The organism is Bacillus daqingensis (assembly GCF_042654445.1).
GTDB lineage: Bacteria > Bacillota > Bacilli > Bacillales > Salisediminibacteriaceae > Alkalicoccus > Alkalicoccus luteus.
The window spans coordinates 62,021-73,859 of the sequence record NZ_JBHSGK010000005.1 but is presented as its reverse complement, the minus strand read 5'-3'; the positions used below and the strand labels follow the sequence as shown (position 1 = coordinate 73,859).

Below are 11,839 nucleotides of genomic sequence, written 5' to 3'. Positions count from 1 at the left end.
TTATACCGAGTAGGTTTTCGATTCGAATGGTTCTATTCCCCGCAATTCTTGGCTTTTTCCTCCGCATATCGTGGTCTCTTTTTCCGCACTAGTGGCTTTATTCATCTGCAATATTCAGCTATGATCTTAAGGAACAAAATGCTTTAGGAGAAAAGGAATTTCATGTGTTGAAAGAATTGCATTGGGTCGAAGACGATTTCACGTTAATTTTAATGGGGCCAACAGGTGCAGGTAAAACGCACCTGTCCGTCGCATTAGGCGTTCATGCTGTGCAACAAGGCTTCCAAGTTTCGTTTGTGTCCATGGCGCACCTTATGTATATCTTGAAAACGAGAGAGCATATCAAAAAATCCAACACCCGCTATAAGCGAATCATTGGATCGGATCTGATCATTATTGATGACGTCATGTACATGTGTAACTGCTAATCTAAAGTAGACAGTTTCTGCTTGATAAGTTTGAACACTTTTCACCAAAAAAGGTAGTCGTTCCGGTACACTCATGAAGCAAGCATTGAGATGTCACGGAGGGATTTGGAAAGTGGGAAAAGTAGAAATGTATATGGAAGTCCATCAGTTAAAAAAACAAGGTTTTGGCATATCGGCTATTGCCAAGAAGTGCGACCTGTCTCGAACAACTGTTTATCGGTATTTGGAAAAAGATTTTTCAGAGGTAGTAGAGTGGGTGGAAGAACTACAAACGAGGCAGCGTAAGCTCGATCCGTACCGTACCCATATGTTGGACTGGCTACAGGAGCATCCGGACCTTTCGGCCTCGCAGATTTCGGATTGGTTAGCAGAACGCTTCCAGGTGAAAAGTATTGGCGACAGTACGGTGAGAAGCTATGTAAAAGAACTGCGGGAACACTATCATTTGCCAAAAACCATCACCAAACGCGTATACGAAGCCATTCCAGAATTACCTCCTGGTAAACAACTGCAGGTAGATTTTGGAGAAATCACGGTGAAAACAACCGAGAAGCGGCAGAAAAAAGTGTACGTCATCGCCTTTGTCTTGTCACACTCCCGCATGAAATATGCCGAGTGGCTCGATCGTTGATTACGGCCATGAATTTTTACCATGTCTGCCATCTTATTTACCACACCGTGCCAGTTCCTTTACCACTACTTGCCATACTTTTTTACCAAGGCAACCTGATAAGCCCTACAGACTAGGAGCTATAAGTCTGCAAGGCTTTCTTTTTGTGCCGTAGGAACGGAGTTCCTATCTCTGACCTAAACCATGACGCTCGCGCATGGAGACATCACCATCGATCATTATTTGGTAGGAGTCATGGATAATTCTGTCTAGAATTGCTTCCGCGATCGTTTCGTTTCCCAGCTTCAAATGCCATCCACTCGGATCGATTTGAGAACAGTAAATCGTCGAAACTGTTTTATGACGGGATTCAGAGATTTCGAGTAAAATAGCTGCCTCATCAGTTGAAAGATCCGTCAATAACCACTCATCCAAGATGAGTAAATCTACCTTCGTGTATTTTTTGATAAGCTTCCGGTAACTGCCATCAGCTGCCAGTTTCGCTAGCGTTAGTTCGTCCAGCAGTTCGGGTAACCGGATGTATTTTACCTTGAAAGACTGCCGGCAAGCTGATATTCCGAAGGCCGTCGCCAGGTAGGTTTTTCCGGATCCTGTCGGACCCTTTAAGATGATGTTATGGCCATCCAAGAGATAGGTACCACTCGCCAGCTTCAGTATTTGCTCTTTGTTCAAGCGACGATCGGCATGATACTCGATGTCTTCAATACAGGCGGTGGCATCTAAAAAGGAAGCTGCTTTCATCAATCTTTGGAGTTTGTTACTTTTCCGGCGTGAATACTCTAAATCGACAAGCAACGAAAAGCGCTCATCAAAATCCATCTGTTGAAAATCTCGCTTGGCGATCTGTTCCTCATAGGCCTGCGCCATGCCATCCAATTTCATTTCATTCAACTTGGTCATCGTCTGCTCATTCATTCTTGTCTGTCCCTCCGTAATAGGCTGCTCCGCGAGTGAAGCCATAATTATTGGTAGTCCTTTCCGTCTTTCTTTTCAGCTCCTGTTCGGCATCGCTTTTCTTATTAGTTGCCAACAGTGTCTGTATGCTTTTGACCGAAGGTCTTGCAGTCATGGAAATAATCATCTTACAGGCCCGTTCAATTTCATACTTGGAGTAACGTCGCTCTGTTTTCTTCAACGAAAAAATCGACTGTAAGGCTAACTTTTCAGGCTGAGTATTCGCCAATAGGTACTGAACTACTTTCACCGTATTCTCACCAATGCTTTCGGCCCAATCCTTCGCATTTTCTGATGTCTGCTCGACATAGAGCTTGTGGTTGTCAGGCATGTGATCATGCGTTGTAGCTAATTGCCCAAACTTGCCATATAATCGTTTATGAGAAGCGATACGCATATGGTTAAAGTAAATCTCGACGAGATTTTCGGTGAGTCGCACGTCGACTTGTCGATTGATATACTCGTAGGGAACGGAATAAAACATACTCTCAACAGAGATATGATAATCCGGCCGCACTTTAGCCGACTTCCATTCAGACATTTTGTAGGATGCCGTGGGCAGAGGGGAAAGCGCAAATTTCTCCTCTTCTTCAAATGCCGAGAGCCGGCTCCCTTGCTTTCGTGTGAAAGATCGTCGGTTGAACTCATCCAACTTTTTTCTGACCTCTTCATTTAACTCCCCGATACTGAAACATTGTGTGTTTCGAAGCGCTGCGATGATCCAAGTCGAAATAACACCTACCGAACCCTCGACACTTGGCTTATCTTTTGGAGCGCCTACCCTTGCGGGTATGACGACGGTTTGGTAATGATCAGCCATCTCCCAGTATGTAGGATTTAAGACAAGTTCTCGGATCGTGTGTTTCGTGACGCTGGCTTTCAAATTGTCTGGAATAACGATCTGCGTACTTCCGCCGAAATAAGCATAGGCATGATTATGAGCAGTAATCCAAGAAGACAAATTCATGGATAACGTGGCTTCCGCATAGGACAATTGGCTACATGGCAACGTCGCCACAAAGATATATGCCTTCACTTTCTGCCCGGTGTCTCGGTCAATAATGAAAGCAGTGGAGCCTGCCCAATCTACTTCCATGATTTCTCCAGGTTTTCGGCAGATCCTTAATGTAGCCTTATGCTTATTCGCATAGCTACTGTAATGGCGGACAAAACTACGATAGGAATACGGGATTTTTTTGTTCATGCGGCATTCCGTCTCATATTCGTGGTGGAGTAGCGATAAGGTCACATTCGGCTTGGCGAGTTCCTCGTGAATATGATCAAAGTTTAGTGGCTGTCTGCCAGAAGCTTCTAGCGATTTCTCGGGGAATAAGAATTCCTCAATCCATTTGTCGGTCATCTCTTCCTCCAACGGCCCCTTCAGACCTTTCTTCTCCGCCCGTTCGATGATCTCAGTTACTTTCTGCCGGGAATTTCCCGTACTTGAAGCAATACTTCTGAGACTGAAACCTTCCTCCTTTAACCTCAAAATCCTGGCATATTGAAGCATAAAAAAATACCTCCTATAAGAAATGTCACACCCGTAGGTGTGCCCATCAATTATATAAGGTATCTTATCGAGTGGTGCATAACGTGTCATTCAATGGTACATTATTTGGCACTCTGTGGTAAAAAAGATGGCAAGAGTGGCCCATTTTAGTGGCTGTAATCAATCGTCCGTTTACGACTCAGGAAGTGCTCCGGACTCATGAAAATGCCTTTGCTTTCTATGGCGGAATGCCTGAAGAGATCGTCTATGATCAAGACAAATTGATGACCGTTAGTGAGAACAGTGGAGATTTGATTCTGACCGAAGCCTTTCAGGCTTACAAAGAGCAGCGTCGGTTTCGCATCTACCTGTGCCGCAAGGCAGACCCGGAATCGAAAGGGAAAGTAGAGAACGTGGTGAAATTTCTGAAACACAACTTTGCCAAGCACCGCCTTTTTCATCAATTGTCAGACTGGAATGACCAGTGCTTTCGATGGTTGGATCGAAAAGGGAATTACCAAGTCCACCACACCATAAAAAAGAGACCTTCCGAAGTGTTTGCCCTGGAAAAGCCACACTTACAAAAGATCTCCCGTCTCCTCTGTTTTGAGGAGCAACATGAATCCAGTATAACAAGAACGGTGCATAAGGACAATATTATCAAGTATCGATCAAATCGCTATTCCGTCCCACTGGGGACGTATCAGCCGGGAGGCACGAATGTCGTGTTTATAACGATCGAACAAGACCAGCTTCAGATCCGCCAAGAACTAAATGGAGAACTTCTCGCTATACATACGATCACAGATGGTAAAGGCGAGCTGATTAAAAATCCTCATCACGCTCGTGACCGGTCCCTTGGTATCCCAGCTTACAAGCAGACCATTCGGCAGAACTTTTCGAAAGAAGAAGACATTTCGCTTTTCTTGATGGAATTGTCAACGCGGTATCCGAGGTATATACGCGATCAGCTGCACGTTCTGTGGGAGAGCATCCAGCGTTACGAAGAAGTAGCGGAGGAAGCACTGAGGCGTTGTATGCAGGAGAACTTATGGAGTGCCAATGCGTTTCGGGATATGGCACATCACCTTTCCCGTCAAAACGGCTGTTCACCGCTTCCAAGTAAAGAAAAGCAGGAGCTTCTTCCGTTGGAAGAAGCTTCAGCACAGGCTCGTCAGGAAAAAGCAGCCGTTCGGGAACTCGACGAGTATCTGCATATTTTAGGGAGGCGTGTCTAACATGGGGACGTCCGTGGAACAATTACAATCACAGCTTCAACACCTGCGTCTGGTGGAAACGTCGAGCGAACTCCCCCAATTACTTCGGCAGGCGGAAGCGTCCTCTTGGACCTACCAGGAACTGCTTCATGCGCTCTTGACCTATGAGGAATCCCGAAGGGAAGCGAAAATGATCGATAAGCATTTGAAGTGGGCAAAGTTCCCTTATCAAGCCAGTCTCTCAGCCTTTGACCTCACCGACCAACCTTCCTTAAGCGACCGGCAGCTTCGGCAGATGCAGGAGCTTACGTGGCTGGATCAATTATACAACCTGATTTTTCTTGGGCCTCCCGGTGTTGGGAAAACCCACCTGGCTATCGGGCTTGGACTTGAAGCGATTCAACAGGGGCACCGCGTATCGTTTGTATCGATGGGAGAACTGGTTCCCATGCTCAAGACGGAAGAGTATGTAAAAAAAGCCCAGGTACAAATGAAGCGGATTCGTCAAGCCGATCTGGTGATTATCGACGACATCATGTATATGGCGATGAATGAGCAGGAGGCCAACCTCTTTTTTCATTTAATCAACCATTTATATGAACGAAGTTCAATCATCCTCACCTCCAATAAAGGACCAGAAGCGTGGGGGGAATTGCTTGGAGACCAGGGGATTACCACAGCCATTCTAGACCGGCTGCTTCACCGATCGGAAGTCATTCATTTACACGGGGACAGTCATCGAATGAAACATCGAGAAACATTGTTTTAAGCAAAAAGTGTTCATTCTTATCGAGCAATAGTTGTTCATTTCTACTTGACGGTTACAACATGACGTATGAAGCGCACGAAGCCCATTTGTTTTTCCAATTCATCTACGATCTATACGATAAAGCTGCCTTTATCTTAACGTCAAACAAAGGGCCGAATGAATGGGGGAAGTTCCTCGGCGATCCCACGTTGACGACAGCTATTTTAGATCGCCTGCTCCATCGGAGCGAAATCATCACCTTTGGCGACGAAACAGACAGCATCCGCATGAAATACCGAAAAACGATTTTTTCCGAAAGGGGTGGTCTGTCTTAATTGGGGAATCTTGATCTATCTTATTTGTGAAAAAGTGCTCTCTTCTACTTGACGGTTACAACTCTCTAACTAATTTCACTGATACAATGTTGACCCTCTTTGCAGATAACTTTTTCATTTATCATCTCTCCTTTAATTAATTAAAATAAAAGAGGATACAAATATACTTAATTAAGCATATTTGCATCCTCTTTAAAGTCTCACCTATAATATATATTTATAACTTCGAGTCAATACAGTTTTTTCTAGTACTAAGAGCTGCATTTCATTGAGGTAACAATGAAAGTTGTTCTTCGAATTCTACTTCATATAATTCCTGCAATAACTCATCAATAACAGTTTGATTTTCTTCATTGAGTATTACTTCAACTTGTTCATCCGTGAAAGGAGGCAAACTAAACTCTTTAAGGTAATTTTTTGCAAAAGACATATAACCATTTGCATACGGCTTACTTGTATTAACTACGTAGTACCAGAAAACTTTAGAGTAAAGAACTTTCTTTAGTAAAGCAAGTTCTTCAGTGTTATCTGAAAACAGTGCATACCCACAGTAAAATAAAATATCTTCTTCTAAACTTAAAATTGCCACGGGCTTGTCTGTCATATAAGGTAGTAGCAACTTCTTACCTGTATTATTAAGCCCCTGTGTTCTACCAAGAGCATACCATGCAGGATATTTATATATCGCTTTTCCTTTATCTCTTTCAAGTAATTTATCCTTGTAATGAAGAAAATACTGATAGGTACTTGTGTATTCTTCCTTTAAAACTTCTTCCTCAATTACTATGAACTTTCCATCTGAACCTAGCTTATATGGAAAAATTAAATATTCCATTTTAGAAGTCAAGTCATCTTGTGACTTTAGGATATTCGGTTTAACAATTCTCCTACAAAGTTCTTTTTCAACCTTAAATTTCTGTCCATCTTTACTGTGAAAGTACATATATTTATCATCAAATTCATTAGCTGTAACTATATAGATATCATTAGCTAATGTAGCAACTCCATTTTTCAGCCCATAATCGCCCAGCTTTTTAGAAAATCTTCTCATTTTATTAATTTTGTTAAGTGTGGTTAAATCCCCCAGGCTCCATCCTTTGCTATTGTCCAAGGTTGAAAAAGGAATAGCATTTAAACCATTCACATCATAATCAGATAAATTATCTAGTGATGAATATAAAATTTTATCTTCCAGGATACTTTTATTAATTATATTAATACATGTATAACTAGTCACACCTTTAAACATCTGAGCATCTTTAAAATTGATGGTTTCAATTTTATACTTTTTGTCCGATAAGTAACCTCTAAGATTTCTACCATTTACACTTGTCAAGAACGTGCTAACAGAAATGTAACCTAGAGTCCCTTTCTCATTTAAAATTTCTAATCCTAATTGAAAAAAGGCAATATAAAGGTCTGGATTTCCTACTTTTGAGACTTCCCATCTATCTAAAGAATTTTTAATCTCGGGACTTATATTCTTTGCTCGTATATAGGGGGGATTTCCAACTATTAAATCAAATCCTTGATTTTGGTCATTGAAAATTTCCTTAAAGGTTTCTGCATAATCCAAACTTAAGGAATCACCAACAATAAGGTTAAAGTTAACTTTTTCATCTAAAACTTCTCCATCTTCTAACGCTGTTAAATGTAATAACAATTTAGATTTTTCGATATTATGAGAGTAAATATCTACCCCATATATCATTTTTTCAATGATATATTGATACGGAATATTGTATTTGTTATTTAGATATTGAGCTACTGTTATAAGAAATGAGGATGAACCACAAGCGGGGTCACATATTCTTAATCCGTTAATTTGATTTTTGTTTACATTCATTATTTTATTTACTATAAATGACTTAATTTCTTCAGGAGTAAAGACCATCCCATTAGCTTTTCTTTCGTCCTTAGGAATTAATAACTCAAAAGTATTTACAAGCATATCTAAATTAAAATCTGCAATCCTATTTTTCTCAAAATACAAATCAACCCTTTTTTTGAATTCATTGTATTCTTCTTCTGTAACGAGAAAACAGTAAGACTTTAAAGTCTCACTGTTTTCTAAGTTCTCAATCATATTAAAGTCTATATAGTATCTTAAAATAAGCTTTTCAATAATTGGAACTTCTTGACTAAAACCATTAATATGCTTAACAAATTTTCTAATGTCCATTTCTATATCAATCCTTAGTCTTTAATTGTCATATAAGCATTATAGCTTTCCTCTATAGTAAGTTTTTCAAATTCACTTAATTCATATAGTTCATAAACATATGAATTAAGATTATCGATATTCTTTTGCAGTACCTTTTGAATTGCTCTTTTCTTTCCATCCATATAAGTTTCTCGTAAATCTATCTGCAATTTATTAATGTCAATTGCAAATTTCTCTAGTTTTTTTCTTACTTTACTATCCTTCTTTATTTTATCATATGGAATCGGAACCGGGAGAACAAATTGTTTGTTCATCTTTCTGTAACCATTTGCCTGTGGGTTTGAGTAAAAAATGGCAATAACACTAAACAATTTTGAATTCAGCAACGAAGTAAGAGCTAAATGAAATTCCTTATCTTCCTCAGCAAATTTTAATCCCCACATATTAGCATTATCAGGATAAACAGGCACATCCGTATAGGCAGCAATAATTTCTTTCGCCGTCATCGGGAACAATATTTTCCTTCCGGTAAAAAGGTGCAAGTTTGTTGTTCTTGAAAAGAGATGCCAGTTATCGCCTTCATAAACCTCTTTGTTTTTTTCTCTGACATAGGACTCCTGGGTTGATAAATACTCGGCACCCATTGGATATTTCGTATTTAACTCTTGGAAATCAATAGGTTCTGTATCTTCTAACGTATAAGGTACAATTGCGTAATAAGTAGGCGTTATAGATTTAAACTTATAGAAGTTCTTGTTCGCAATTATTGGTCGACAAGCTTCTAATTCTACTTTAACTTCCTTAATCGCCCCTTTATCTTTTCTGCGATTTACGCCTGATACAGTTCCTTCTTTTTCATCTATTTTTGCTTCATTAATATAATAGACGTCATTTCTTAAAACTTGGATACCTCCATGTATGTCACATATTCCCTGCTGCTTTAATGCTTCTAGAGATGTAAATTTATTGGATAAGGATGCGATTAAGTTTTGTAAATCATCGTTATCAGTAAAATTCCAAGTACTTTGACTTAAAACACTAATGTCCTTTTTAAGAAAATCACTATTTCTAATGTCTTTTAACCTATGCTTTAATAATAAGGCATCTTCAACGATTCTTAAATAACCAAAATCTTCCTTTTCAGCTTTTAGCTTATTTATTATCATCATAGCAATATAAGTAGTTCTGTCTTTAAAAATATCAATTGCTTCGAACTCAACGATACTTTCGATAGCTGTGTTTTTTGACAAGTATTTTCTGGTTTTTTCACCATAATGAGTTTTAAAGAATCTTCTCTGGCATAGGAATCCTAACTTTCCTTTATGATTTAAAAGGTTTAAGCACTTCTCTATAAAATAGATAGACATATCAGCTTTCTCATCATCTAGGTCATAAGTAATTTTAAAGTACTCTCTACAGTAAGGTAAACCATCTATATATCTTTTAGTCTCCACATAAGGTGGGTTACCAACTACAAAATCAAACCCCTTTAATTCACCTTTTGCTTCCCCATATACATCCACAATTTCATCTTTAATATCAAAAGGAACTATCTTTCCTAAAACTTCAATATCCTCTTCAATTTCCTCGAATTTTTCCAGAATATCAAAGCCTACCAAGGTGTTGCCATGATAAATATTTTGACCAATATTTTTTAGAAGCAACTCCTTATTAAGTCCAAACTCATTATTGTAATTAGGCAATGAAAAATTTTCGATTAACTTTAGTGCTAAAGACATTTTTGCAACTTGTACAGCGGGGTAATCCATATCAATTGCATAGATGCAGTTATTAATTAATGACCTTCGCAATTCAACTGTTGGGAAAACATTTCCTTCTAAAGTGATGAATAGATTTTCTTGCTTAGAATTAATTGAACCTTGATTATAAAGCTCTATTGCTTTCTTTTCTAAATTCTCTAGAATTCCAAGTAAGAAAGTTCCACTCCCGCATGCAGGTTCCAATATCTTCAATTTAAATAATTCATCTAAATTCTTGATATCCTTTAACCCTTCAAATGTTTGGTTAAGAAGGTAGTCAACCATATATTTCGGACTACTAATAGCGCCTTGTTGCTTTACATAAAACTCTTTATCTTTTTCAATAACTTCGTTACCCTCTAACGCAAGCTCTACGCTTAGGAATCTTTCATACATTTCTGCAATTAACTCTACGGGAATTACATCAAACTTGTAAGGTGATGGTTCGTACATATTTTGAATAAATTTCTTAAATGTTTCATTCTCAAAATTCAACATTTCCAATTCTTCTACGTCACTAAATATTGGACCATCATAATCTGTTTCATAATCTTTTATTGCTTTTTGGATAAAATTACTCCAGAAATCTTTTTCTAAAAAACTCAATAGTAGCCCCTCTTCTTCAAGAGACCTTCCTTCACAAATCCTAATAAAAAGTATTTTATTTGTGATACTTTGTACTGTTGAGTTTAATTTATCTGTACTACCTTTCATAAATTCCTGGTTATTTTTATATAAATCCCTAGCTAAAGTAAGTCTAAAATCTGATAATAATTGAGCGAAAGACTGGTCTAAATCTTTCTTGTCAACTTTTCTTAGTGAAAGTTTTTCACTAAGAACAATAGATTGTGTACCATTTAGTACGTTATGTCTTGCTAACAAATCAAAAATAACATCGAAATTTTCGAGATACTCATCAAACTTAAAATATAACCTTTCAGCATCTACAAAATCATCTGGTCGTGGTTCTTTTGAGCATCCGTAAAAAACTAATTCTTCAATGTTAGTTACTAGTGAACATTCCATTCCAGCAGACCACCCATAAGACCTAGCCTGAAACGCAATCTCCCGACTCTCTTTTAAGTTATCTTGAAGGTCTTTAGCATCCAAAAAATTGACCCTAACTCTTCCGTTTTTTAAGGTATAATCCGGTTTAGAATGTGTAGAGCCAATTTGTTTTAGTCTTTCTCTTTCTTCTCTGGAAACCATTTTTTCTTGTTGTACCTGATTGATATCTTGGCAGTTCCAATCAAAAATAGATAAAAATCTATCAATCCATGTTCTCATAGTTTGCTCTGAAGCGCCTTTTAATGAATCTTTATGAGTTTCATATTCTTCAATAAATACCCTTAGTAATTCTTTTGCTTCTAACTTCATAAAAAATCCCCCTATGACACAATCTCTTGTAGGTTAATTGTACCATAGAGGAAATATATAGAAGTTAAATTTATAATAATTCTTAGTGAAAAAAACCTCATTTACTTATGATACGGTTCCCCCTTCATTATCCGAAACGCGCGATACACTTGCTCGATGAGGATCAGTTTCATGAGCTGGTGCGGGAAGGTCATTTTTGAGAAGCTGATGCTGGCGTCTGCTCGCTTAAGTACGCTTTCGCTTAGGCCGTTGGAGCCGCCGATGACGAAGGCGATTTGGCTTTTGCCGTGGATGGAGAGTTTTTCGAGTTCATTGGCGAAGGCTTCCGATGTGCGCTGCTTGCCGCCAAGATCGAGCGCGTACACGTAGTGCCCCGGCTTGATCTTCTGCAAAATCCGCTCCCCTTCCTTTTCCTTCACCTGCTCGATTTCCTTCTCACTCATCGTCTCCGGTGCCTGCTCGTCGCTCACTTCCACAAGCTGCAGCTTGCAGTAGGCGCTGAGCCGCTTTTCAAATTCCGCTATTCCCTGCTTCAAGTATTTCTCCTTCAGCTTGCCGACGCTGATAATCGTGATCTGCATGACCGTCCCTCTTTCCCGTTTGTTTTCTCCAGCTTATCATATTGATAGTTTTTTGTTTCACGTGAAACAGCACGTTTCCCGGCGATCTACTTGTAGACAGATCTACATGCAGACGCGTCTGCTTACATGAAAAAATGTTCCTTTTTCTTCCGGAT

8 protein-coding genes and 2 pseudogenes are annotated in these 11,839 nt (G+C 39.1%); 5 read left to right on the top strand and 5 right to left on the bottom strand.

The window, feature by feature from the left end:
• Nucleotides 1-116: 116 nt before the first annotated feature.
• A pseudogene (locus ACFO4L_RS06720) lies at nucleotides 117-416 on the top strand (ATP-binding protein); the annotation flags it as partial.
• A gap of 124 nt (nucleotides 417-540) precedes the next feature.
• The gene (locus tag ACFO4L_RS06715; RefSeq protein WP_377908926.1) at nucleotides 541-1,059 is read left to right on the top strand and encodes a helix-turn-helix domain-containing protein; all 519 of its coding nucleotides are present in this window, start codon (nucleotides 541-543) and stop codon (nucleotides 1,057-1,059) included.
• 165 nt (nucleotides 1,060-1,224) lie between these two features.
• Here ACFO4L_RS06715 and istB (ACFO4L_RS06710) read toward each other — a convergent pair whose 3' ends face one another.
• Nucleotides 1,225-1,974 carry an IS21-like element helper ATPase IstB gene (gene istB / locus ACFO4L_RS06710; protein ID WP_377908925.1) on the bottom strand — a complete coding sequence of 250 codons (750 nt, stop codon included), beginning with the start codon at nucleotides 1,972-1,974 and terminating at the stop codon, nucleotides 1,225-1,227.
• Nucleotides 1,967-3,523: an IS21 family transposase gene (gene istA, locus ACFO4L_RS06705; protein WP_377908924.1), complete on the bottom strand. Its 1,557-nt coding sequence runs from the start codon at nucleotides 3,521-3,523 to the stop codon at nucleotides 1,967-1,969. Before istA ends, istB (ACFO4L_RS06710) begins: the two co-directional genes overlap by 8 nt.
• Nucleotides 3,524-3,672: 149 nt before the next feature.
• On the opposite strand from istA, the gene ACFO4L_RS06700 reads away from it, so the two are divergent.
• From ACFO4L_RS06700 to ACFO4L_RS06690, 3 genes and pseudogenes are all read left to right on the top strand, one after another.
• Nucleotides 3,673-4,740, top strand: coding sequence for an IS21 family transposase (locus ACFO4L_RS06700; RefSeq protein ID WP_377908923.1), 1,068 nt, complete (start codon nucleotides 3,673-3,675; stop codon nucleotides 4,738-4,740).
• Between the two features lies 1 nt (nucleotide 4,741).
• Nucleotides 4,742-5,488: an IS21-like element helper ATPase IstB gene (gene istB / locus ACFO4L_RS06695; RefSeq protein WP_377908922.1), complete on the top strand. Its 747-nt coding sequence runs from the start codon at nucleotides 4,742-4,744 to the stop codon at nucleotides 5,486-5,488.
• Between the two features lie 59 nt (nucleotides 5,489-5,547).
• Nucleotides 5,548-5,802: pseudogene (locus ACFO4L_RS06690) on the top strand (ATP-binding protein); the annotation flags it as partial.
• A gap of 265 nt (nucleotides 5,803-6,067) precedes the next feature.
• Here ACFO4L_RS06690 and ACFO4L_RS06685 read toward each other — a convergent pair.
• From ACFO4L_RS06685 to rlmH, 3 genes are all read right to left on the bottom strand, one after another.
• Complete coding sequence (locus tag ACFO4L_RS06685) at nucleotides 6,068-7,984, bottom strand: HsdM family class I SAM-dependent methyltransferase (protein WP_377908921.1); 1,917 nt, start codon at nucleotides 7,982-7,984, stop codon at nucleotides 6,068-6,070.
• 14 nt (nucleotides 7,985-7,998) lie between these two features.
• Nucleotides 7,999-11,103 carry an Eco57I restriction-modification methylase domain-containing protein gene (locus ACFO4L_RS06680; protein ID WP_377908920.1) on the bottom strand — a complete coding sequence of 1,035 codons (3,105 nt, stop codon included), beginning with the start codon at nucleotides 11,101-11,103 and terminating at the stop codon, nucleotides 7,999-8,001.
• 101 nt (nucleotides 11,104-11,204) lie between these two features.
• The gene (gene rlmH, locus ACFO4L_RS06675; protein WP_377908919.1) at nucleotides 11,205-11,684 is read right to left on the bottom strand and encodes a 23S rRNA (pseudouridine(1915)-N(3))-methyltransferase RlmH; all 480 of its coding nucleotides are present in this window, start codon (nucleotides 11,682-11,684) and stop codon (nucleotides 11,205-11,207) included.
• Nucleotides 11,685-11,839: the final 155 nt, after the last annotated feature.